Source organism: Streptomyces sp. R28 (assembly GCF_041052385.1).
Lineage (GTDB): Bacteria > Actinomycetota > Actinomycetes > Streptomycetales > Streptomycetaceae > Streptomyces.
In genome coordinates this window covers 3083349-3105066 of the sequence record NZ_CP163439.1, presented here as the reverse complement: position 1 = coordinate 3105066, position 21718 = coordinate 3083349, and the positions used below count along the sequence as shown (strand labels likewise).

Annotated in this window: 22 protein-coding genes and 1 pseudogene; 12 read left to right on the top strand and 11 right to left on the bottom strand. The window is 71.4% G+C overall.

Going from position 1 to position 21718, the window contains the following annotated elements; genetic code table 11:
* Positions 1-88: 88 nt before the first annotated feature.
* Entirely contained in the window at positions 89-637 is a 549-nt protein-coding gene (locus AB5J49_RS13670; protein ID WP_369168897.1) for a YciI family protein, read from the top strand.
* A gap of 21 nt (positions 638-658) precedes the next feature.
* Here the strand turns inward: AB5J49_RS13670 and AB5J49_RS13665 are convergent, their stop codons facing one another.
* The gene (locus AB5J49_RS13665; RefSeq protein WP_369168896.1) at positions 659-1225 is read right to left on the bottom strand and encodes a DoxX family membrane protein; all 567 of its coding nucleotides are present in this window, start codon (positions 1223-1225) and stop codon (positions 659-661) included.
* 200 nt (positions 1226-1425) lie between these two features.
* On the opposite strand from AB5J49_RS13665, the gene AB5J49_RS13660 reads away from it, so the two are divergent.
* Together AB5J49_RS13660 and AB5J49_RS13655 are read left to right on the top strand one after the other, a co-directional pair.
* The gene (locus AB5J49_RS13660) at positions 1426-1752 is read left to right on the top strand and encodes a nuclear transport factor 2 family protein (RefSeq protein WP_369168894.1); all 327 of its coding nucleotides are present in this window, start codon (positions 1426-1428) and stop codon (positions 1750-1752) included.
* 66 nt (positions 1753-1818) lie between these two features.
* A complete protein-coding gene (locus AB5J49_RS13655) occupies positions 1819-2805 on the top strand; it encodes an aldo/keto reductase (RefSeq protein ID WP_369168893.1) in 987 nt (328 codons plus the stop codon).
* Positions 2806-3071: 266 nt separating this feature from the next.
* Here the strand turns inward: AB5J49_RS13655 and AB5J49_RS13650 are convergent, their stop codons facing one another.
* Positions 3072-3848: an SDR family oxidoreductase gene (locus AB5J49_RS13650; RefSeq protein WP_369168892.1), complete on the bottom strand. Its 777-nt coding sequence runs from the start codon at positions 3846-3848 to the stop codon at positions 3072-3074.
* A gap of 134 nt (positions 3849-3982) precedes the next feature.
* Here AB5J49_RS13650 and AB5J49_RS13645 point away from each other — a divergent pair, with 134 nt between their 5' ends.
* The gene (locus AB5J49_RS13645) at positions 3983-5623 is read left to right on the top strand and encodes an alkaline phosphatase (protein ID WP_369168891.1); all 1641 of its coding nucleotides are present in this window, start codon (positions 3983-3985) and stop codon (positions 5621-5623) included.
* Here the strand turns inward: AB5J49_RS13645 and AB5J49_RS13640 are convergent.
* Positions 5610-6656: a Gfo/Idh/MocA family protein gene (locus tag AB5J49_RS13640; RefSeq protein ID WP_369168890.1), complete on the bottom strand. Its 1047-nt coding sequence runs from the start codon at positions 6654-6656 to the stop codon at positions 5610-5612. The two genes, AB5J49_RS13645 and AB5J49_RS13640, sit on opposite strands and share 14 nt — an antisense overlap.
* 88 nt (positions 6657-6744) lie before the next feature.
* Between AB5J49_RS13640 and AB5J49_RS13635 the strand changes: the two genes are divergently transcribed.
* From AB5J49_RS13635 to AB5J49_RS13615, 5 genes are all read left to right on the top strand, one after another.
* Positions 6745-8061, top strand: coding sequence for a multidrug effflux MFS transporter (locus AB5J49_RS13635; RefSeq protein WP_369168889.1), 1317 nt, complete (start codon positions 6745-6747; stop codon positions 8059-8061).
* On the top strand, positions 8013-9188 hold the full coding sequence (locus AB5J49_RS13630) for a serine hydrolase domain-containing protein (protein WP_369168888.1): 1176 nt from the start codon (positions 8013-8015) through the stop codon (positions 9186-9188). Before AB5J49_RS13635 ends, AB5J49_RS13630 begins: the two co-directional genes overlap by 49 nt.
* 92 nt (positions 9189-9280) lie before the next feature.
* Positions 9281-10270 (top strand): small ribosomal subunit Rsm22 family protein, encoded by a 990-nt coding sequence (locus AB5J49_RS13625; RefSeq protein WP_369168887.1) that lies wholly within the window; start codon positions 9281-9283, stop codon positions 10268-10270.
* Positions 10271-10329: 59 nt separating this feature from the next.
* Positions 10330-10965, top strand: coding sequence for a TetR/AcrR family transcriptional regulator (locus tag AB5J49_RS13620; RefSeq protein ID WP_369168886.1), 636 nt, complete (start codon positions 10330-10332; stop codon positions 10963-10965).
* 170 nt (positions 10966-11135) lie between these two features.
* On the top strand, positions 11136-11870 hold the full coding sequence (locus AB5J49_RS13615; protein WP_369168885.1) for a bifunctional DNA primase/polymerase: 735 nt from the start codon (positions 11136-11138) through the stop codon (positions 11868-11870).
* Positions 11871-11888: 18 nt separating this feature from the next.
* Here AB5J49_RS13615 and AB5J49_RS13610 read toward each other — a convergent pair whose 3' ends face one another.
* The 5 genes and pseudogenes from AB5J49_RS13610 to AB5J49_RS13590 form a co-directional block, all read right to left on the bottom strand.
* Positions 11889-12881 (bottom strand): hypothetical protein, encoded by a 993-nt coding sequence (locus tag AB5J49_RS13610; protein WP_369168884.1) that lies wholly within the window; start codon positions 12879-12881, stop codon positions 11889-11891.
* Positions 12841-13713, bottom strand: coding sequence for an iron uptake transporter permease EfeU (gene efeU, locus AB5J49_RS13605; protein WP_369168883.1), 873 nt, complete (start codon positions 13711-13713; stop codon positions 12841-12843). The genes AB5J49_RS13610 and efeU overlap by 41 nt, the downstream gene beginning before the upstream one ends.
* 3 nt (positions 13714-13716) lie before the next feature.
* Positions 13717-15006, bottom strand: a complete 1290-nt coding sequence (gene efeB, locus AB5J49_RS13600; protein WP_369168882.1) for an iron uptake transporter deferrochelatase/peroxidase subunit — start codon at positions 15004-15006, stop codon at positions 13717-13719.
* Positions 15007-15028: 22 nt separating this feature from the next.
* Positions 15029-16171 (bottom strand): iron uptake system protein EfeO, encoded by a 1143-nt coding sequence (efeO, locus tag AB5J49_RS13595; RefSeq protein WP_369168881.1) that lies wholly within the window; start codon positions 16169-16171, stop codon positions 15029-15031.
* 128 nt (positions 16172-16299) lie between these two features.
* A pseudogene (locus AB5J49_RS13590) lies at positions 16300-16637 on the bottom strand (hemin ABC transporter ATP-binding protein); the annotation flags it as partial.
* 181 nt (positions 16638-16818) lie between these two features.
* On the opposite strand from AB5J49_RS13590, the gene AB5J49_RS13585 reads away from it, so the two are divergent.
* Together AB5J49_RS13585 and AB5J49_RS13580 are read left to right on the top strand one after the other, a co-directional pair.
* Positions 16819-17463 (top strand): PhzF family phenazine biosynthesis protein, encoded by a 645-nt coding sequence (locus AB5J49_RS13585; protein ID WP_369168880.1) that lies wholly within the window; start codon positions 16819-16821, stop codon positions 17461-17463.
* 67 nt (positions 17464-17530) lie between these two features.
* A complete protein-coding gene (locus tag AB5J49_RS13580; RefSeq protein WP_369168879.1) occupies positions 17531-18331 on the top strand; it encodes a hypothetical protein in 801 nt (266 codons plus the stop codon).
* Positions 18332-18349: 18 nt separating this feature from the next.
* On the opposite strand, the gene AB5J49_RS13575 is transcribed toward AB5J49_RS13580, so the two are convergent.
* Positions 18350-18997: a heme oxygenase (biliverdin-producing) gene (locus AB5J49_RS13575; protein WP_369168878.1), complete on the bottom strand. Its 648-nt coding sequence runs from the start codon at positions 18995-18997 to the stop codon at positions 18350-18352.
* Positions 18998-19138: 141 nt separating this feature from the next.
* Positions 19139-19996 (bottom strand): type I methionyl aminopeptidase, encoded by an 858-nt coding sequence (gene map / locus AB5J49_RS13570; RefSeq protein ID WP_128437227.1) that lies wholly within the window; start codon positions 19994-19996, stop codon positions 19139-19141.
* A 58-nt stretch (positions 19997-20054) separates the two neighbouring features.
* On the opposite strand from map, the gene AB5J49_RS13565 reads away from it, so the two are divergent.
* Positions 20055-20285 carry a hypothetical protein gene (locus AB5J49_RS13565; RefSeq protein ID WP_369168877.1) on the top strand — a complete coding sequence of 77 codons (231 nt, stop codon included), beginning with the start codon at positions 20055-20057 and terminating at the stop codon, positions 20283-20285.
* On the opposite strand, the gene AB5J49_RS13560 is transcribed toward AB5J49_RS13565, so the two are convergent.
* Positions 20286-21653: an MFS transporter gene (locus AB5J49_RS13560; RefSeq protein ID WP_369168876.1), complete on the bottom strand. Its 1368-nt coding sequence runs from the start codon at positions 21651-21653 to the stop codon at positions 20286-20288.
* Between the last annotated feature and the right edge of the window lie 65 nt (positions 21654-21718).

Below are 21718 nucleotides of genomic sequence, written 5' to 3'. Positions count from 1 at the left end.
TGATCGACAGCTTCGGCATGCGCGGCAGCATGCCCGGCCCGGGAAAGTCTGTTGAGATGCCGCCGTACGTCGGGGAGGGTCTGGTGGCATGGAGTACTTCTGCTTCCACCGCGATCGGCCCGGCTCGGTCACCTCGCGCGAGGAGCTGCTGGAAGAGCACTGGTCCTACATGGACCGGTACGCGAAGGAGCTGATCGCCCGCGGCCCCACCTTCGCCGCCGACGGCGAGACGCCCACCGGCAGCGTGCACATCGTCGACCTTCCCGGTCCCGCCGCCGCCCGCGCTTTCGCCTTCGACGAGCCCAACTACCAGGCGGGCGTGTACCGGGACGTGCTGCTGCGCCGGTGGCGCAATCTGCTGGGGCGCACCATGTGGGACTTCCCCGGTGGCCGGACCGGCGGCAAGCGGTACCTGGTGCTCGGCCTCGGCGCGGGAGAGCCCGCCGACCTCGCCGTCCCGGCCGACCGGGACGAACTGATCGCGTACGGGCCCCTACTGTCCGACGACGGTGCCGCCTGGCTGGGTACGGCCGTGCTGCTCCGGGCCCCGGACCCGGAAACGGCACGCGCCGTGCTGACCCCGGGCCGGTATGCCGACATCGAGGTCCACGACTGGGAGTTCGGCGGCCGGCGGTGATGAACCCGCCTGTGCACCCACCTACTCCCCGAACAGGGCCTCCTGCTCGTCGAAGAGTTCCGCCCCGTTCTCCTTGCCCGCCTTGTCCAGCCTCTTGTTCCGCGCCCCCACCACCAGCGCCGTCACCGCAGCCGTCGCCGCGAGTGCCGTAGGAACCATCCAGCCGCGGTCGAGGACATGGCCGAGCGCGTGGTCGAGGGAGAGCCGGCCGGGGCCCGTGATGGCGAGGCCGGTCGCGGCCAGGGCGAGGGTGGCCGCGTACTCGTAGCCGCCCTCCTGGTTGAAGAAGCCGTTCGGGGCGTGCACCGCGGACGCCCCCGCCATCGCACCGGCCGCCGCCGCACCCGCCCCGGGCGTCGCGAGCCCCAGCGCCAGCAGCGTGCCGCCGCCGGTCTCCGCGAGGCCCGCCGCCGTCGCGCTCGCCTTGCCCGGCCGGTAGCCGACCGACTCCATGAACTGGCCGGTCCCCTCGATGCCGTGCCCGCCGAACCAGCCGAACAGCTTCTGCGTACCGTGCGCGGCCAGCACTCCGCCGGCCCCCAGCCGGAGCAACAGCAGGCCCAGATCACGTCGGTCGTAAGCACTCACAGCGACTCCCGGAACAGACAGCAGGGACAGACAGCAGGAACAGACAGCAGGGACGGACGGCAGGGGCAGACAGCAGGGGGGAACCCTTGCAACGCCTCCCGCCCTCCCGCGTATCCACCGTCGCACCGACGACACCCGGTCGGCCTGCCCGCGCCGCCGTTCGGGTGGCGGGCCGGCGGGGCCGGTGTGAGGCTGCCGGTATGACGATTCAGACGTCCAAACTCAGCGACCCCGCCGTCCGCGCCTTCGTCACCGCAGTCAACGCCCACGACCGCGAGGGCTTCCTGACCATCCTCGCGCCCGGCGCGACCATGGCGGACGACGGCACCGACCGCGACCTCGCCGACTGGATCGACCGGGAGATCTTCTCCTCCAACGGCCACATGGAGGTCGACAAAGAGTCCAACCGGGGCCGCGACCTCCTCACCCACTACCGCAACGACACCTGGGGCGAGATGCGCACCCGGTGGCACTTCGAGGTGGAGGACGACGGCAGGATCTCCCGTTTCGAGACCGGGCAGGCGTAGCCGGCCGCGGGAGATCCCCTCGGGGGATTGCCTTCGGGTGTACTCCAACTCCTAACGTCCTCCGTCATGGAGACCAAGAGGACTTTGGGACGCACCGGCATCGGGGTAAGCGCTCTCGGCTTCGGATGCTGGGCCATCGGCGGTGAGTGGCAGTCCGTCGACGGGCAGCCCCTCGGCTGGGGCAAGGTCGACGACGAGGAGTCGGTACGGGCGATCCGGCGCGCCCTCGACCTGGGCGTCACCTTCTTCGACACCGCGGACACCTACGGGGCCGGCCACAGCGAACGTGTCCTCGGCCGTGCCCTCGGCAAGCGCCGTGCCGATGTCGTCGTCGCCACCAAGTGGGGCAACGTCTTCGACGAGGAGACCCGCACCCGCACCGGCGCCGACGACAGCGTGCGATACGCCCGCCGGGCGCTGACCGCCTCGCTGAAGCGCCTGGACACCGACTACGTCGACCTCTACCAGCTGCACCTGTCGGACGCCGACCCGGAGCGTGCCGCCGAACTCCGTGACGTCTGCGAGGAGTTCGTGCGCGAGGGGACCGTCCGCGCCTACGCCTGGAGCACCGACGACCCGTCCCGCGCCGCCGTCTTCGCGCAAGGGGAGCACTGTGCGGCCGTACAGCACATGGCCAACGTGCTTCAGGACGCGCCGGAGATGTTCGCGCTGTGCGCGCAGCGGGAGCTGGCCAGCATCAACCGCAGCCCGCTGGCGATGGGTCTGCTGACCGGCAAGCGCCGGGCCGGGCAGGCCCTGGAGGCCGGGGACATCCGCAGCCGGCCGCCGCAGTGGCTGCAGGGCTTCGAGGACGGGTCCGGCGCCGACCCGCGGTGGCTCGCCCGTGTCGACGCGCTGAAGGACATCCTCACCAGCGGCGGCCGTACCCTCGGCCAGGGCGCCCTTGCCTGGCTGTGGGCCCGCAGCCCGCGGACCGTGCCGATCCCGGGCTTCCGTTCCGTCGCCCAGGCCGAGCAGAACGCGGGCGCGATGGCGAAGGGGCCGCTCAGCGCGGAGCAGATGGCCGAGGTCGAGCGGATCCTCGGCCGCTGAGCACCGCCGCTGCAGGGGCTGGGACTGTGCGGCAGCCGTTCCACGAACCGGTGCGTACCTCGCGGTCCCACGCGAAGTCCACCCCCACCCGGTTCGTGGAACGCCTCCCGCCTCCCCCCTCGGAGTGGCCTGCGGAAGCCCTGTGCTCCAAATGTGAAGCTCTGGTGCAGGACGGGTTGAGCATATGCCTCCGACCGGCCTTGATAGGTCGGAATTTCATATTCCGTTTGTGCAAGTTGTGGAGGCAACGGAAGCCTGAGGGGACTTCAGCCACGCCCCACGTACGGCATCGCCGTCGCCAGCACCGTCGCGAACTGCACGTTCGCCTCCAAGGGCAGCTCCGCCATGTGCCGCACGGTCCGCGCCACGTCGGCCACGTCCATCACGGGCTCGGGCACCACCGAGCCGTCGGCCTGCAGGGCGCCCGTCTGCATACGCGCGGTCATGTCGGTCGCCGCGTTGCCGATGTCGATCTGGCCGACGGCGATGCCGTACGGCCGCCCGTCCAGCGACAGCGACTTGGTCAGGCCGGTCAGCGCGTGCTTGGTGGCCGTGTAGGCGACGGAGTGCGGGCGGGGCGTGTGCGCCGAGATGGACCCGTTGTTGATGATCCGGCCGCCCTGCGGGTCCTGCTCCTTCATCTGCCGGTACGCCGCCTGCGCGCACAGGAACGCCCCGTTGAGGTTGGTGTCCACCACATGCCGCCAGGCGTCGTACGACAGCTCCTCGACCGGCACCCCGCCCGGCCCGAACGTCCCCGCGTTGTTGAACAACAGATCCACCCGCCCGAACCGCTGCACGGCGCCGGCGAACAGCGCGGTCACGTCCTCCTGCCGTGACACGTCCGTCCGTACGGCGAGCGCGGTACCGCCGGGCACCAGCCCCGCCGTCTCCTCCAGCGTCTCGACGCGCCGCCCGGCGAGCGCCACCGACCAGCCCGCGCGCAGCAGCTCCACCGCGACCGCGCGACCGATGCCGGAGCCCGCGCCGGTCACCACGGCGATCCTCGCGTCCGTCCTCGTCTCCGTCTGCCTGTCGTTCATGGGGCCGCAGCGTACGGGAGTGTCCGCCATACGGAACTCATCCATCCGCCATCCGGGTGTTGTGTACGCGCCAAGCGTGTGTCGTCCCCGGCCACTCCAATGCCTCATGCATCCATCAGGCAGGGGAGGACCGGATGACCATCACCAGACACGCGCCCCAGCACGCCCCCGAACTACGCGCGGCCGCCCGCCACATCGGCCGCCGCAGCTTCCTGACCGTCACCGGCGCGGCCGCCGCGCTCGCCTTCGCCGTGAATCTGCCGGCCGCGGGCACGGCGAGCGCCGCCGAGCTCGACGCCCGCCGCATCGACGACGACCCCTTCACCCTCGGCGTCGCCTCCGGCGACCCGCGGCCCGGCTCGGTCCTGCTGTGGACCCGCCTGGCCCCCGCCCCGTACCAGCCCGACGGCGGACTGCCCGCCGAACGGGTCACCGTGCACTGGGAGCTGGCGCACGACGAGCGGTTCAGCCGGATCGCCAGACGCGGCACCGCCTTCGCGCACCCCGAGTTCCACCACACGGTCCACGTCCAGGTCAGCCGGCTCGACGCGGACCGCGTGTACTACTACCGCTTCCGCACCGGCACCTGGATCAGCGAGACGGGCCGTACCCGCACCGCGCCCGAGCCGACCGGCGCGGCAAGCTCGCTGACCTTCGCGGCCGTCTCCTGCCAGGCGTACGCCGACGGCTACTTCACGCCGTACCGCCATCTCGCGCAGGACGACGTGGACGTCGTCCTCCACCTGGGCGACTACCTGTACGAGTACGCGGTCAACTCCGTCGGCGGCTACCGCAACTACACCGACCGCACGCTCCCCGCCCACTTCAACCACGAGACGGTGACCCTGGAGGACTACCGCCTGCGCTACGCCCTCTTCAAGTCCGACCCCGACCTCAGGGCCGCGCACGCCGCGCACCCCTTCGTCGTCACCTGGGACGACCACGAGACCGAGAACAACTACGCCGGCGACACCCCCGAGAACAGCGTCCCGCCTCAGGAGTTCCTGCTGCGCCGGGCCGCCGCCTACCGCGCCTACTGGGAGAACCAGCCGCTGCGCAGCCCGCAGCAGCCCACCGGCCCCGACATGCAGCTCTACCGGCGTCTGCAGTGGGGCCGGCTCGCCCAGTTCGACGTGCTGGACACCCGGCAGTACCGCTCCAACCAGGCGTACGGCGACGGCTCCCAGATCCCCGGCCCGGAGGTCGACGACCCGGCGCGCACGATGACCGGTGCGACGCAGGAGCGGTGGCTGCTGGACGGATGGCGCTCGTCGAAGGCGCTGTGGAACGTCGTACCGCAGCAGGTCACGTTCTCCCAGCGGAAGTTCGACCTCACCGCCCCGTCACGGGTGTCGATGGACGCCTGGGACGGCTACCGGGCCTCCCGCCGCCGGGTACTGGACGGGGCGAAGACCGCCGGGATCGAGAACCTGATGGTGCTCACCGGCGACGTCCACGTCGGGTACGGCTTCGACATCAAGGACGACTTCGACGACCCCGACTCCGCCACGCTCGGCACGGAGATCGTGGCCACGTCGATCGCGAGCGGCCGGGACGGCGTCGACAAGCCCGCCAACTGGGACGCGTACATGAAGGCCAACCCGCACATGAGGTTCTACAACGGACGGCGCGGCTACGTGACCGTCGCGCTGGGGGAGCAGCAGGCGCGGGCCGACTTCAAGACGGTGCCGTACGTGACCACGCCCGGGGCGCCGGTCACGACGGCCGCGTCCTTCGTCACGGAGGTCGGGGAGCCGGGGCTCACGCAGGTGTGAGCTCGGGCGCGAGGTCCTCGCCGGAATCCTCGGCGGGCGCCTCGCCCGGGTAGCGGACGCCGATGCGGTCGCGGACCGCGTCGAGCGTCCGCATCACGGCGAGCGTGCCGTCGAGCGGGACCAGCGGCGACTGGGTCTCGCCGGCGCGCAGGGCCCGCATCACCTCGGCGGCCTCGTGCCGCAGGCTGCTCCGGGGTCCGTCCGCCGGGTCGGCCGTGAACTCCTGAGGGTCACGGCCGTCGCGGTGCAGCACGAAGCGGTCCGGGAAGAAGAAGCCGCTCGGCACGTCGATACGGCCGCCCGAGCCGGTGACCGACGCGGAGGTCGCCGTACCGCCGACGATGGAGCAGTGCAGGGAGCCGAGGGCGCCGCTGTCCCAGGAGAGCAGGGCTCCCGTCTGCAGATCGACGCCCTCCGCGGACAGCGTCGCGCGCGCCGTGACGTCCGACGGCTCCCCCAGCAGCAGCTGGGCGAAGGAGACCGGGTAGACGCCGAGGTCCAGCAGGGCGCCCCCGCCCTGGGCCGGGTCGCGCAGCCGGTGCGCGGGCGGGAAGGGTCCGGCCAGCCCGAAGTCGGCCTGGACATGGCGCACTTCACCGACCGCGCCGTCGTCCACCATCGTTTTCAGTCGCCGGATCAGGGGGTTGCAGTACATCCACATCGCTTCCATCAGGAAGCTCCCGCGCGCCTTCGCCAGCGCGACCAGTTCCTCGGCCTCACGCGCGTTCAGCGTGAACGCCTTCTCGCACAGCACGTTGTGCCCCGCCTCCAGGCACAGCCCGGTGGCGGCGCGGTGCGCGGAGTGCGGGGTGGCGACGTACACGACATCGATGTCGCCGTCCTGGGCGAGCGCGTCCCAGTCGCCGTACGCCCGCGGTATCCCGAAGCGCTCGGCGAACGCGTCCGCCGAGGCCTGGCTCCGCGAGGCCACGGCCACGACCTCCGCGTCCGGCAGGTCGACCAGGTCCGCCGTGAACGCGGCCGCGATCCCGCCGGTCGCCAGGATCCCCCACCGCACGCTCTGTTCCGCCATGGCGGCCCCGCCCCTCGCTCATGTGACGCCAGGCACTCTGTACGAGCTGAGAGCATAGAGGGCGGATCACTCGGAGAGGGAGGGGCGCATGGGCGACCGTGGGGGGCAGGCACAGGACGTGCCGCAGCCGGCCATACCGAGCGCACGGAAGGCAGCGGAGCAGCCGCCCACTCCTCCCCGCTCCCTGCGCCGCACCGGCCTCCTCGTCACCCTCGTCCTCGGCGGCCTGACCGCCACGCCCCCGCTGGCGATGGACATGTACCTCCCCGCGCTCCCGGAGGTCACCCGCTCCCTGCACGCGCCCGCCGCGACCGTCCAGCTCACGCTCACCGCCTGTCTGGCCGGCATGGCGCTCGGGCAGCTGGTGGTCGGCCCGATGAGCGACCGATGGGGCCGCAGGCGCCCGCTGCTGGCAGGCCTGGCCGTGTACGTCGTCGCCACCGTGCTCTGCGCGCTCGCGCCCAGCGTCGAGTTCCTGGTCGCCTTCCGGCTGGCACAGGGCCTCGCGGGCGCGGCGGCGATAGTGATCGCACGGGCGGTCGTACGCGACCTCTACGACGGCGTGGCCATGGCCCGCTTCTTCTCGACCCTCATGCTGATCTCGGGGGTCGCCCCGATCGTGGCGCCGCTCATCGGCGGCCAGATCCTGCGGGTGACGGACTGGCGGGGCGTGTTCGTCGTGCTCACGGCGGTCGGGGTGCTGCTAGCCGGGGTCGTCTGGCGCAAGCTGCCCGAGACACTGCCGCCCGAGGACCGGCACAGCGGCGGGGTCGGCGAGGCCCTGCGCGCCATGCGCGGTCTGCTCGCCGACGGGGCGTTCGCCGGGTACACGCTGGCCGGCGGGTTCGCCTTCGCGGCGCTGTTCGCGTACATATCGGCGTCGCCGTTCGTGATCCAGGAGATCTACGGGGCCTCGCCGCAGACCTTCAGCCTGCTGTTCGGGCTCAACTCGGTCGGGCTCGTGATCGTCGGCCAGATCAACGGCAAGGTGCTGGTCGGGCGGGTCAGCCTGGACCGGGTGCTGGGGGTGGGCCTGTCGGTCGTCATCCTGGCGGCGACCGCGCTGCTGCTGATGTCGCTCGGCGTCTTCGGTGAGGTCGGACTGGCCCCCGTGGCCGCCGCGCTGTTCGTCCTGATGTCGGCGATGGGCGTCACCCTCCCCAACACCCAGGCCCTTGCCCTCCTGCGCACCAAGAACGCCGCCGGGTCCGCCTCCGCGCTCCTCGGTACGTCCTCCTTCCTCATCGGCGCGATCGCCTCGCCCCTCGTGGGCATCGCGGGGGAGGACACCGCCGTCCCGATGGCGGTCGTCCAACTGGCCGCAGCACTGGTGGCGCTGGCCTGCTTCATGGGAATGTGCCGTCCCTGGAACAGACGTACGGATACGGAGGGGGCAGAGAACTGAGCGCGCCGAGACTGCGCGGGGACACGCCGGAAAGGGCCGGACTCGACCCCGAGGAGATCCGTCACCTCGTCCACGAGGTCCACGACCTCACCACCGGCCCACGCCCCTGGGCAGCCGGCGCCGTGCTGGTCGTCGGGCGGGGGCCGTACGTCGCCGTCGAGGAGGCGGCGGGCTGGGCGGTGCGGTACGCCTCCTACGACGAGGAGAAGGACGCCGGGGTGGAACTGCCGCCCGAGGCACAGGTCCCGATGACCACGGACACCCCCTTCGACCTGGCCTCCCTCACCAAACTCTTCACCGCCGTCGCCGCCGTACAGCAGATCGAGCGCGGCACGCTCGGCATCGACGCGCGGGTCGGGGCGTACCTGCCGGACTTCCGCGGGGCCGCCCGGCACGACGTCACGGTGCGTCAGCTGCTCACCCACACCTCGGGGCTGCGGCCCGAGCTCCCGCTGTACGCCTGTGCCGACGACGCCGAGCGGCTGGAGAGGCTGCGGGCGGAAGTTCCGGTCGGGGTGCCCGGCACGTACTGCTACTCGGACCTGAACCTCCTCCTGCTCCAGCACACCCTCGAACGCATCACCAGCCGCACGCTCGACGTCCTCGTCCACGACGGCATCACGCGCCCCCTGGGCATGACGGCGACCCACTTCGGCCCGTGCCTCGGCGCGGCGGCGACCGAGGACCAGCGCCGTCCCTGGGCCAAGGCGGACCGGGGGATGCTGCGGGGCGCCGTCCACGACGAGAACGCGTGGGCGCTCGGCGGCGTCGCCGGTCACGCGGGCCTCTTCTCGACGGGCCACGACCTCGCGGTCTTCTGCCGCGCCCTGCTCTCCGGCGGCGCCTACGGCCCCGCCCGCATCCTCGGCCCCGATTTCGTGGAGCTGCTCCTGACCCCGCCGGGGCTGGGCTTCGCGATCGACCAGCCGTGGTTCATGGGGGAGCTGGCGGGGCGGGGGGCGGCGGGGCACACCGGGTTCACCGGGACGTCGCTGGTGCTGGATCCGGTGACGGACACGTTCGTGGTGCTGCTGGCGAACACGGTGCACCCGCGCAGGCGGACGCCGGACAGCGGGCCGAGGGCGCGGGCGGGGACGAGGGTGGCACGGGCGGTCCGGGAGCTGTAGCGCACCACCGTCCCATCGGGGAAGGGTAGGGGCGGCGGGGGCGAGAAAAGCCGGGGCCCACCCGACGCGGCGCACCCTCGTAGAATCGCCGGGTGAACGCCCCCGTATCCCCGGCAGACGCCCTTCGCAGCAGTCTCGCCACCCTCCTCGACGGCCTCCCGCCCCGCCAGGCCGCCCAGGCCGTCGAACGGCTGATCGCCAGCTACCGGGGCGCCACCCCCACCGACTCCCCGATCCTCCGCGACCGCGCCGACGTGGCCGCCTACGCCGCCTACCGGATGCCCGCCACCTTCGAGGCGGTGCACTCGGCGCTGGAGGCGTTCGCGGCGGCCGTACCGGCCTGGACCCCCACCAGCCACACCGACGTCGGCGGCGGGACCGGCGCCGCGACCTGGGCCGTCACCGCGACCTGGCCCGGCGAGCGGGGCGTCACCGTGCTCGACTGGGCCGAACCCGCCCTCGCCATCGGCCGGGAGATCGCCGCCGCCAACCCGGCACTGCGGGACGTCCACTGGCAGCGCACCCGGATCGGCTCGGCGCTCACCCTCGGCCCCACCGACCTCGTCACCGTCTCCTACGTCCTCAACGAGCTCACCGCCCCCGACCGCACCGCCCTCCTCGACACCGTCGCGTCCGCCGCCCAGGCCGTCGTGATCGTCGAACCCGGCACCCCCGACGGCTACACCCGCGTCATCGAGGCCCGCGACCGCCTGATCGCCGCCGGCTTCCACATCGCCGCCCCCTGCCCCCACAGCGCCGCCTGCCCCATCGTCCCCGGCACGGACTGGTGCCACTTCTCGGCGCGGGTCAGCCGGTCCTCCCTGCACCGCCAGATCAAGGGCGGCTCCCTCGCCTACGAGGACGAGAAGTTCAGCTACGTCGCCGCCACCCGCCTCCCGGTCACCCCGGCCCCCGCCCGCGTCGTACGCAAACCCCAGATCCGCAAGGGCCAGGTGCTCCTCGACCTGTGCGAAACCGACCCCTCCCTGCGCCGCACCACGGTCACCAAACGGCACGGTGACCTCTACAAGGCGGCCCGCGACGCGGACTGGGGCGACGCCTGGCCGCCGGAGTCCGACTAGGACGCCTCGCGCGGGATTCGGCGAGACGTTCCGTCTTGCCAGCCTGGTAACTTCGACCCATGTCAGCCCAGAAGTCCGCCCCGTCCGCCCAGCCCGCACCCAACTCCACCCGCCGCAGCGAGCGATCCCGTCGGGCCATCTACGACGCCGCCCTCGCCCTCGTCGCGGAGGTCGGCTACCCCAGGACCACCATCGAGGGCATCGCCGCCCGCGCCGGCGTCGGCAAGCAGACGATCTACCGGTGGTGGCCGTCGAAGGCGGAGGTGCTGATGGAGGCATTCCTCGACGCCGCGGAACAGGCCGGGCGGGAGGCCGGGCGGGAGCCGTACGTCATCCCCGACACCGGTGACCTCGCGGCCGACCTGAAGGCCGTACTGCGTCTCACGGTCGACCAGCTGAAGGATCCCCGCTTCGCCGCCCCGTCCCGCGCCCTCGTCGCGGAGGGGCTGGTCAACGAGCAGCTCGGCCGGGAGTACGTGGCCAAACTCCTCGAACCCTCGCTCCAGCTCTACGTCGACCGGCTGCGCTCCGCCCAGGAGACCGGGCAGGTGCGCCCCGACCTCGACCCGCGCATCGCCCTCGAACTCTTCGTCTCGCCGCTGGCCCACCGCTGGCTCCAGTACACGGGCCCGATCTCGTACGAGTACACCGACACCCTCGTCGACTACGCCCTGTACGGCCTCGCCCCACGCTGAGCCCCTGCGCCGAGGAGAGCAAATCCCGCTAAAGCACCCCATCGTCCCTGATCCAGGTGCCGTGTATACCTCGCCCCACCTACCCCGGTTGTCCGCTACGGCCCCCCGGAGCGCAGGATGGTGGGACCATAGGGCATGCTGTTCCGCACGACAGCGAGGCGAGGGGATAGATGAGCGCGGAGTTGGGCGGCCGGACCGGCCTGCAGGGCAAACTCTCCCAGTGGCTGCGCGGACGCCGTCCGAAGGAGGCCGCCGGCGACGGCGGCCGGGAAGCCCTGCTGCTCGCCGCCGCCGCGACGGGACTGCCCCTCTCACCCGCCGCGCACCCGGCCGGCTACCGCTGTTCCTGTGAGCGGGTCGGATGTCCCACCCCCGCCCGGCACCCGGTGTCCTTCGCCTGGCAGACGCAGTCCACCACCGACCGCGCCCAGATCGAGCGCTGGGCCCGCCACCAGCCCGAGGCCAACTTCATCACCGCGACCGGCATGGTGCACGACGTCCTCGACGTACCGCTAGAGGCCGGCCGCGAGGCGCTGGAGCGGCTACTCGCCGCCGGTATCGAGGTCGGCCCGGTCGCCGAGAGCGACGACGGCCGCCTGCTGTTCTTCAGCCTCACCCGCGGCACCCCCGAGGACGAGGACGAGTGGTGGCCCTGCGAGCTGGACTGCCACCCCGAGACGATGGACGAACACCCCGGACTGCGCTGGCACTGCCGCGGGTCCTACGTCCTCGTACCGCCGGCGAGGCTGCCCGGCGACGGCCAGGGCGTGCACTGGGTGCGTGGGCTCGAACACCCGCTGCCCGACCCGCTCACCCTGCTGGAAACCCTCACCGACGCCTGCGCCCGCTACGCCGGCCAGGAGCCCGACCACGTCTCCGCGGCCTGGCCCCTGCGCCGCCACTAGGCGTAGCGGCGGCCGGCGCTACTCGCCCTTCGCCGACGTCAGGCCCTGGGTCCGGCCGATGACCTGCACCTTCCCCGAGCCCTTCGGGTCCAGGGCCATCTCGTTGGAGATGATGTCCATCGTCAGCGACTGCTTTATCTCGCCCTTCGTCAGCGCCTCCACCGCCTTGCCCGGCGAGGGGACGCTGGTGCCCGCATAGGCCGTCCGCTTCTCGTAGTAGCGCGTGGTGAAGAACACCAGCGCGCCGCCGTCCGCGGTGCGCAGCGCCAGCGGGGCGTAGTCGCCGCTGGTCAGCGGCTCGTCGATGAACTGGCTGACCAGGCCCGGCCGCTTGGCGGCCTTCTCCCGGTCGGCACGCCACTCGCTGGTGTGGCGGCCGGGCGCGAAGACGCCCTTGCCGTCCTTGAGGTAGCTCGCGTACGACTTGCTCAAGTCCCCTGGCGGCACGGCCACTTCGGTCGAGTTCGCCGGCACGGCCTCGGCCCAGCCGTCCTTGTCGGTCTTGAACTTCGGCACGTCGCCGGGGGCCACCAGCGTCAGATACGCGGCCTCCCACGGCTCGTCCAGACCGCCCCGGGTGAACACGAAGAACCAGCGTGCGCTGCCGAACTTGTTGCCGGCCGCGTCGGCCACGAACCAGCGTGGCCAGCCTGCCTTCTTCGGGATCGTGTACGTGACGTCCGACAGCTCCAGCGGGGTGTGCGCCGCGTTGCCGCCGGGGTTGAGCGCCTTGCCCGCCTTCAACCGGGCACTGTCGATGTCGCTCAGGGCGCCGGTGACGTAGTCGGCGTCGAGCGAGCTGTCGTACGCCTTGTCCGCCTTGTTGTACGCGGTTGTGAACTGCTGGAGGGCCTTGGCGGCCTCCGCCTTGGTGGCCGAGGGGAGTACTTCCTTCTCCCCGTGGACGACCACGCATCCGCTCGCCGTCAACGACAAAGCGGTCACGGAAGCCGCTATCAGTGCGCTCCGGTCAAGCCTGCGGAGCCTTCGAGGGCCGCGATCCCTGCTCATCAGGTGCCTTCACCTTCCCCTTCCCGGAGGCGAACCCTACCGGGGCGAGGAACAGCGCGAGCGTCGGGACCAGGTACAGCAGCCACACTGTGACCTGGAGGACGGTCGGGTCCGGCTGGAAGTTGAAAACGCCCTTCAGCAGGGTGCCGTACCAACTCGACGGATCGACGGTGTCGCTGATGTCGAAGGCCAGGTTCTTCAGGCCCGGCAGCCAGCGCGCCTCCTGCAGGTCGTGGAAGCCGTACGCCAGCACACCCGCCGCCACGACGACCAGCATGCCGCCGGTCCAGGTGAAGAACTTGGCGAGGTTGATGCGCAGGGCGCCGCGGTAGAACAGCCAGCCCAGGACGACCGCCGTGGCGATGCCGAGGGCGGCGCCGAGCAGCGGGCGCGGGGAGCCGTCGCCGGCCGCGCGGACCGACGCCCACACGAACAGGGCCGTCTCCAGGCCCTCCCGGCCGACCGCCAGGAACGCGGTCGCGACCAGCGCGCCCGTGCCCATCTGCAGGGCCGCGTCCAGCTTGTCGTGCAGTTCGGCCTTCAGATGCCGGGCGGTGCGCCGCATCCAGAACACCATCCACGTCACCAGGCCCACCGCGAGCAGCGACAGGGAGCCGCCGAGCGCCTCCTGCGCCTCGAACGTCAGCTCCTGGGAGCCGAATTCGAGCGCGCAGCCGAAGCCGAGCGCGAGGGCGAGGGCGACGCCGATACCGATCCAGATGGGCTTCAGCGCGTCCCGGCGGTCCGTCTTGACCAGGTAGGCGATGAGGATGCAGACGACGAGGCTGGCCTCCAGCCCCTCGCGCAGTCCGATCAGGTAGTTGGAGAACACCGGCTACGCCTCCTTGCCGAACAGCGAGCTGCCCCACCAGTCGTCCTTGTCGCGGACGCCGGGCGGGACCGCGAAGAGCGCCGAACCCACGTGCTGGATGTACTCGTTGAGCGAGTCGATGGCCAGGTTGCGCTGGATCCGGATGAACCCGGTGCGCGGGTCCTTCTGGTAGGCGAGGAAGAACAGGCCCGCGTCCAGCCGGCCCAGGCCGTCGGTGCCGTCGGTGAAGGAGTAGCCGCGGCGCAGGATCGTCGACCCGTCGTTGGAGTGGGGGTGTGCGAGCCGTACGTGCGCGTCGGGCTTCATCGCCTTCAGGAACGGCTCGTCGCGCTCCTTGGCCTTGCCGACCGGGGCGCCCTCGCCCTTGTCACGGCCGATGATGTCCTCCTGCTCCTGCAGGGAGGTGCGGTCCCAGGTCTCGATGTGCATGCGGATACGGCGGGCGACGAGGTAGGAGCCGCCGGCCATCCACTCGGGACCCTCCTTCCCGTCCACCCACACGAACTTCTTCAGCCGGTCCGTCTCCGTCCCGGCGATGTTGCGGGTGCCGTCCTTGAAGCCCATGAGGTTGCGCGGGGTCTGCTCGTCGGGGGTCGTGGACGAGGTCTTCCCGAAGCCGAGCTGGGACCACTTGATGACGACCTTGCCGAAGCCGATCCGGGCCAGGTTGCGGATCGCGTGCACGGCGACCTGCGGGTCGTCCGCGCAGGCCTGGATGCACAGGTCGCCGCCGCTGCGGTTCTTGTCGAGGTTGTCGCCAGCGAACTTCGGCAGCTCGACGAGGGCTTCGGGGCGGGCGTCCGCGATGCCGAACGCCTCGCCGTACTTCTCGAACAGGGACGGTCCGAAGCCGATCGTCAGCGTCAGCCGCGACGGCTTCAGGCCCACCGCCTCACCGGTGTCGTCCGGCGGCGCCTCGGCCAGGCCGCCGAACGCGCCCTCGCCGACCGCCTGCCCGGCGGTCATCCGGCGCGCGGCGGCCGTCCAGTCCTTCAGCATCTGCACGAACTCGGCGCGGTCGTCGGTCTTCACGTCGAACGCGGCGAAGTGCAGCCGGTCCTGCACGGGAGTGGCGATACCGGCCTGGTGGTCCCCGTGAAAGGCGATGCCGGCGCCCGTCGCGGCGCCGGCCGGGGCGGCGTCGCCCGCGGAGTCGCCGTCACGGGTCATCGCCACGGCACCGCCGGCCGCGACGGCACCGAGCGCGAGCCCGGCACCGCCCCAGCCGATCAGCGCACGTCGGGACGGGGCGGCGGCCTCGGATGAAGTCGCGGCTTCGGCAGAGTCGGTCATGACCGTGTTCTCCTGGGTCTCGCTACTTCACGACAACGGCTGCGGCGAGCTTGGACAGCGGCTCCGCGAGGGAGTTGACGCCGTCCGACAGGTCCTTGCGATCGGCGTCGCCGACCTTGTCGTACGAGGTGAAGTCGTACGACGACTTGTCCGCCCGGTACTTGTCGAGCAGCGTGTTCAGCCCTGCGAACTGCTTGTCGAGCTCGGTGACCAGCGCCGGGTCGTTCTCCTTGGCGACGGGCTTCAGCAGCTCGTAGGCCTTCTCGGCGCCCTCGACGTTGGCCTTGAAGTCGACGAGGTCGGTGTGCGAGTAGCGCTCCTCCTCGCCGGTGACCTTGCCGGTGGCGACCTCGTCGAGGAGCTCCTTGGCGCCGTTGGCCATGGAGGTCGGGGTGATCTCGGCCTTGCCGACCCGCTCCTGCCAGTTCTTCAGGTCGGTGACGAGCTGGTCGGCGAGGGTCTTGTCCTCAGCGGTGATCTTCTTGCCCTGCCAGAGGGACTTCTCCAGCCGGTGCCAGCCGGTCCACTTCTGGCCGGGCTCCAGACCGTCCTCGCGGAAGTCGACCTTCGGGTCGATGTCGCCGAAGGACTCGGCGACCGGCTCAGTGCGCTCCCAGCCCATACGGGAGGGGGCGTACGCCTTCTTCGCGGCCTCGAGGTCGCCGTCCTTGACGGCCTTGGCGAACGCCTCCGCCTTCGGCAGCGTCTCGTCGGCCTGCGCCTGCGCGTACTCGCGGTAGGCGGCGACGGCCTTGTCGAGGCGCGGGTCACGCTTGGCGGCCGTGCCCTTGCCGGTGGCCTTGACGGTCTGCCGGATGCCGTCGCCCTTCATGCCGGGCTTGCAGGCGATGGTGTACTCGCCCGCCTTCACCTCGGCGGTGACGGTCTGCTTGGTGCCGGGGCCGATGTTCTCGCGCTCGGTGACGATGCGGTCGTCCGGGAAGAGGACGTAGACCTCGGTGACCTTGGAGCCCTTGTTCTCGATGGCGAGTTCGACGTGGCCGGCCGGGAACTCCTTCTTCGACACCTCGCACTTGTCGTCCGTCGCGGTCACGTTGATGACCCGGTCACCACCCGCCGAGCTGCCCTTCTCGGTGCACCCCGTGACGGCGGCCAGAGCCGCGGCTGTGGCTATGGCAGTGGTGACGGAGAGTCTGGCTCGCATGAAGGCTCCAGGAGATGGCCGAAAGTGTGCGTGACGGGCCTCACATTGAAGCAAGGTGAGGCTTGCCTAACGCAGATAAGGATCGCCTAAGTGGCCAAAAACGTGCCCATGGAAAGGTCAAAGGAAAGTCAAAGGTTTCGTAGTGGGGTCACCAATAGGCCTCCCGTTCGAGGATGCGAAAGCACTTCGACCGGCTGGTCGCGCACCTCCGACGGCATCCGCTCGGAGAAGACCTCGGCGGGCGGCCCGTCCGCGCGACCCGCCCGCCGCGCAGGACGGCGACCCGGTGCGCGTACGCCGCGAGCCCCAGGTCGTGGAGTGCGACCACCACCGCGTCCCCGGCCCGCGCCCGCTCCCGGCACAGCCGCAGCACCAGTTCCTGGTGCTTGAGGTCGAGGGCCGCCGTCGACTCGTCGAGCAGCAGCAGGGGCGCCCGCTGAGCCAGCACCCGGGCGAGCGCGACCCGGCGAGGAGGGATTGTTGTCGGTTGCGGGGGTGCCCGCGAGACTGGGCCGGGGAGGGACGGGTGTACGCCGACGCGATCGCCTCGCTTCCCTGCGCCGTGCGTCCGATGTGCTTCCTGCCGCTCCCCGGCGCCGCCCCCACCTGGGACGACCTCGCCGCCCTCGTGATGTTTCAATTCCCCCGTGACTGACTACGACGTCCTCCGCGTCTTCTGCGGGCCGACCGGCGGATACGGCAACGAACTCGGCGTCGTCCGCGAGGGCTCCGTGATCCCTGAGCGGAGCGACCGGCAGGCGTTCGCCGAGAAGCTCGGTTTCAGCGAGACCGTGTTCGTGGACGACCCCGAGCGCGGGGTCATCGACATCTACACGCCGACCCTGCGCCTGCCCTTCGCCGGTCACCCTTGTGTCGGTACGGCCTGGCTGCTCGACGTGCCCGAACTGGTCACACCGGCGGGCGTGGTGGGCGCGCGGCTGGACGGGGAGTTCAGTTGGATCGAGGCGCGGGCCGAGTGGGCCCCGCCGCGCACCCTGCGGCAGTACGCGACCCCGGCCGAAGTGGACGACCTGGACGTACCGCCACTCGGTGAGTGGATCTACGCCTGGGCGTGGGAGGACGAGGCGGGCGGACGTATCCGGGCCCGCGGCTTCCCCGGCCGTGACGACGGCATCGAGGAGGACGAGGCGACCGGCGCGGCGGCACTGCTGCTCACCGACCGCCTGGGACGCGCCCTCAACATCACGCAGGGGGCCGGGTCCCAGATCCTCACGGCACCGCAGCCCGGAGGGTGGGTCGAGGTCGGCGGGCGCGTGGTCCTGGAGCGCTGACACCTGGTGCGGGCTGCGGGATGCCGCCACACTGGGCCCGTTGTCGGGGTGGGCGCAGGGGGGAACCGTGGGCGGCTGGGTCGCGCTGCTGTTGGTCGGCGTCGTCGTGGGCGGGTTCGTCGCGTGGTACGCCCACTATCCGTTTGTGCCGAGCAAGTGGCGGTACGGTCGGCCCGACTCCAAGCACCGCCCGGAGCGGCAGGCGCTGGCCAAGGCGCGCAGAGCTCGGCGGAAGGGCAGGGAGACGGCCGACCACATCGTCGCGGAGGCCGAACGCGGCTTCGCGGACGGCATCGAGCCCTTCCGGCTGCGTGTTCAGGAACTGGGCAGGGCACGGGAGGAGCTGGCCCGGCAGGGCTCGGGCCAAGAGGTGAAGCCGGAGCTGTGGCTGTGGCCGTTGGGGCTGCTCGAGCACGAGCTGTTGTTCCTGAAGGAGGAGGCCGCCGAAGGGCAGGGTGAGCCCCGCAAAGCGGTCGACGAGCGGTTGCCGCTGGCCGGCGTCACCGTGAAACTCGATCACTCCCAGGACCACGTCTACCTCCGGGTGACCCGGCCCGACGGCACCAGGCGAAGTCAGCCGTACCCCCGGCACCAGGAGATCGCCGCGGACGCCCTGGTCGAGGCGATCCACAACCAGGTGGTGCAGCACGAGGAGTTCTGTCGGGACCTGCAGCGCCGCGATGCCGAACTCGTCGCGGAGATCAGGCAGGCCGAGGCCGACCTGGCGAAGGCCGAGGAGGGCGGCCGCCCCGCGCTCGACAAGGCCAGGGAGCGCGCGCGTACCGTACGGGCTCGGGCCGATGCCGGGCTGCGTACCGCGCGGGACACCTGGAAGACGGACGCCGGTGGTGTGCGGCCCCTGTGGTGAGGACGGCGGCGCCCGGCCTCACGCCGACAGCGGGAACTCCTCGCCCAACGCCCCGAACACCGCCGTGTTCAGCGCGAACGCCCTCTTGCACTCCGCCACGATCCGCTGCTTCTCCAGGTCGTCGGCGTGCACCGCGTCCAGCAGTTCGCGGTAACTGCGCTTGAACGCCGCCGGGTTGGAGATCTCCTCGAAGACGTAGAAGCGGACCCCGTCGCCCTTGCGTGCGAAACCCCAGGTCTTCTCCGCCTTGTCGCGGATGATCTGGCCGCCGGAGAGGTCGCCGAGGTAGCGGGTGTAGTGGTGGGCGACATAGCCGCCCGGCCAGCGCCCGGCGCACTCGCGCACCCGGTCCGCATACGCCCGCGTCGCGGGGAGCGCCGACAGCCCCGCCCGCCAGCGCGGACCCCGCAGATGCGCCAGGTCCCGCTCCAGTGCCGGCAACCGGAACAGCTCCGGCCGGATGAAGGGCCCCGCCACCGGATCCGACGCCAGCCGCTCGGCCCCGGCCTCCAGTGCCTCGTACACGAACCACAGCTGCTCGGTGTAGCGCGCGTACGCGTCGACGCCGAGCCGTCCGCCGAGCAGGTCGCTCATGAACGTCGAGGTCTCGGCCTCCACGTGCTGTTCATGGGACGCCGTGCGGATGAGTGTCGAGAAGGAGTCCATGAGCCATATCCTCTAAGGTAAGGCTAACCTAAGTCAATAGGCTTGCCGACACTCTGTCGGTAAAAGACTACAAGAGAAAGCCCGCCCTGGCAGGGCGGGCTCAGTGATCGGCGATGTGATCGGTGATCGGGTGACCGATGATCACGGCAGGGTCAGGATCTCCGCCCCCGTCTCCGTCACCACCAGCGTGTGCTCGAACTGCGCCGTGCGCTTGCGGTCCTTCGTGACGACGGTCCAGCCGTCGTCCCACATGTCGTACTCGTGCGTGCCCAGCGTCAGCATCGGCTCGATCGTGAAGGTCATGCCGGGCTGGATCACCGTCGTCGCGTGCGGGCTGTCGTAGTGCGGGATGATCAGGCCCGAGTGGAACGACGAGTTGATGCCGTGGCCCGTGAAGTCGCGGACCACGCCGTAGCCGAAGCGCTTGGCGTACGACTCGATCACGCGGCCGATGATGTTGATCTGGCGGCCCGGCTTGACCGCCTTGATCGCCCGGTTCAGGGACTCGCGGGTGCGCTCCACCAGCAGGCGGCTCTCCTCGTCCACGTCACCCACCAGGTACGTGGCGTTGTTGTCGCCGTGCACCCCGCCGATGTACGCCGTCACATCGAGGTTGATGATGTCGCCGTCGCGCAGGACCGTGGAGTCCGGGATCCCGTGGCAGATCACCTCGTTGACGCTCGTGCACAGGGACTTGGGGAAGTTGCGGTAGCCGAGCGTGGAGGGGTAGGCGCCGTGGTCGCACATGTACTCGTGCGCCACCTTGTCCAGCTCGTCCGTCGTGACGCCGGGCGCGATCAGCTTCGCCGCCTCGGCCATCGCCCGCGCGGCGATACGGCCGGCGACCCGCATCGCCTCGACGGTCTCCGGGGTCTGCACCTCCGGCCCGGTATAAGGCGTCGGCGCGGGCTTGCCGACATACTCGGGGCGACGGATGTTTCCGGGCACGGAACGGGTGGGAGACAGCTCCCCTGGAACGAGCAGCGACTGGCCAGACATGCCAGCGAGTCTAACCAGCGGGCATGGGGGAACATGTCGGTGGCGAGAGGAGCCGCTCATGGCCTTGTTCAAGAAGCGCACGGTCGGGAAACCCGGCGAGTGGTACTACTGCCTCGTACACAAGAAGGTCGAGGAGGGGCCGGAGTGCCCGGCCAAGGACCGGTTCGGGCCCTACGCCAGCCGGCAGGAGGCCCAGCAGGCGATGGACCTCGCGCGGGAACGCAACCTCGAGTGGGAGAACGACCCCCGGTGGCACGACGCCCCGGCGGGTCCGGCGGACGACGACTGATCAACCCTCCGCCGACGCCGGAGCCGGTGCGGCTGCTGCTCCCGCTGCCGCCGCCCGCTGCTCCCGCAGCCGTACCGCGTGCTCGTTCGTCCGCGCGTCGTACGTCATGAGCTTCGGCAGGCACAGCGCCAGCAGCCCCACCGCGCCCACGCACAGCAGCCCGCCCGACCAGATGGACGTCCGTACGCCCCGCCAGGCGGCCACGCCGCCCAGATAGGTCTGGCCGAGCTGCGGGCCGACCGAGTACGACAGCAGCTCGATCCCGGCGAGCCGGCCGCGCAGCTCGTCCGGGATCGTCTGGTTCCACATCACCCCGCGGAAGATGCCGCTGACCATGTCGGCGGCCCCGCCGAGGGTGAGGAACAGCAGCACCAGCCAGATGTTCCGGGAGACGCCGGCGGCCGCGATCGCCGTACCCCACAGGGCCGCCGACAGCACCACGACCCGCCCGTGCCGGTGCACCCGCGAGGTCCAGCCGCTCGTCAGGCTCACCAGCATGGCCCCGGCCGGGACGGCGGCGTACATCAGGCCGAGCGCCCAGGGCGCGTCCAACTCGTCCGCGAGGAACGGCAGTACGGCGAGCGGCATCGCGAAGAGCATCGCCGCGATGTCGATGACGTAGGTGCCCAGCAGCTCCTTGCGGCTCCAGGCGTACCGGGCGCCCTCGGTGATCGCCTTGAGGGACGGCTTCGCGGCTTCGTGGGAGGCGGGGGAGGCGGCGATGCCGAGCGTGAGCAGGACGGAGACGACGAAGGTCAGCAGGTCCGCGCCGTAGGCCCAGCCGAGCCCCGCGTACGCGACGACCACGCCGGCCAGGGCCGGGCCCGCGACACCGCCGACCTGCCAGCGCAGTGCGTTCAGCGAGGCGGCGGCCGGGAGGTGGTCGTGGGCCACGATCCGGGGCAACAGGGCGTCCAGGGCGGGGCGCTGGACCGAGACGAGGGCCGAGGACAGGGCGGCGACGACGTACAGGGGCCAGACGGTGGGGGTCGGCAGCAGCGCGTTGACCAGCAGCGCCGCGCTCAGCACCGCCTGCCCGGCCTCCGTCCGCACGATCAGCTTCCGCTTGTCGAGCGCGTCGGCGAGCGCACCGCCGTACAGCCCGAACACGATCAACGGCACCAGCTCCACGGCCCCGATCGCCCCGACGGCCGCGGCGGACCCGGTCAGCTCCTTGATCTGCACCGGCAGCGCGACGAACGTCAGGAAGCTGCCGAAGGAGGAGATCAGGCCCGCCAGCCACAGCCTCCGGAAGTCGGCGGAGGCCCGCCAGGGGGCGAGGTCGGGGAGTACGGCACGGAGGCGGGAGGGAAGGGGAGGGCGCGGGGGAGGGGGAGCTGGGGCAGCGGTGGGGGAGTCGTCCGTCACGTCGGGTCATGCTCGGGTGGGGCGGTGCCGGAGGCAAGCGGATTTGTGCGCGGGGGCGCGGCGGG

Excerpts from the sequence above, each read along its gene's own strand:
- AB5J49_RS13670 (WP_369168897.1), top strand. The coding sequence starts at position 89 with ATGGAGTACTTCTGCTTCCACCGCGATCGGCCCGGCTCGGTCACCTCG.
- AB5J49_RS13660 (WP_369168894.1), top strand. The coding sequence starts at position 1,426 with ATGACGATTCAGACGTCCAAACTCAGCGACCCCGCCGTCCGCGCCTTC.
- AB5J49_RS13655 (WP_369168893.1), top strand. The coding sequence starts at position 1,819 with ATGGAGACCAAGAGGACTTTGGGACGCACCGGCATCGGGGTAAGCGCT.
- AB5J49_RS13650 (WP_369168892.1), bottom strand. The coding sequence starts at position 3,848 with ATGAACGACAGGCAGACGGAGACGAGGACGGACGCGAGGATCGCCGTG.
- AB5J49_RS13645 (WP_369168891.1), top strand. The coding sequence starts at position 3,983 with ATGACCATCACCAGACACGCGCCCCAGCACGCCCCCGAACTACGCGCG.
- AB5J49_RS13640 (WP_369168890.1), bottom strand. The coding sequence starts at position 6,656 with ATGGCGGAACAGAGCGTGCGGTGGGGGATCCTGGCGACCGGCGGGATC.
- AB5J49_RS13635 (WP_369168889.1), top strand. The coding sequence starts at position 6,745 with ATGGGCGACCGTGGGGGGCAGGCACAGGACGTGCCGCAGCCGGCCATA.
- AB5J49_RS13620 (WP_369168886.1), top strand. The coding sequence starts at position 10,330 with ATGTCAGCCCAGAAGTCCGCCCCGTCCGCCCAGCCCGCACCCAACTCC.
- AB5J49_RS13615 (WP_369168885.1), top strand. The coding sequence starts at position 11,136 with ATGAGCGCGGAGTTGGGCGGCCGGACCGGCCTGCAGGGCAAACTCTCC.
- AB5J49_RS13610 (WP_369168884.1), bottom strand. The coding sequence starts at position 12,881 with ATGAGCAGGGATCGCGGCCCTCGAAGGCTCCGCAGGCTTGACCGGAGC.
- efeB (WP_369168882.1), bottom strand. The coding sequence starts at position 15,006 with ATGACCGACTCTGCCGAAGCCGCGACTTCATCCGAGGCCGCCGCCCCG.
- efeO (WP_369168881.1), bottom strand. The coding sequence starts at position 16,171 with ATGCGAGCCAGACTCTCCGTCACCACTGCCATAGCCACAGCCGCGGCT.
- AB5J49_RS13575 (WP_369168878.1), bottom strand. The coding sequence starts at position 18,997 with ATGGACTCCTTCTCGACACTCATCCGCACGGCGTCCCATGAACAGCAC.
- map (WP_128437227.1), bottom strand. The coding sequence starts at position 19,996 with ATGTCTGGCCAGTCGCTGCTCGTTCCAGGGGAGCTGTCTCCCACCCGT.
- AB5J49_RS13565 (WP_369168877.1), top strand. The coding sequence starts at position 20,055 with ATGGCCTTGTTCAAGAAGCGCACGGTCGGGAAACCCGGCGAGTGGTAC.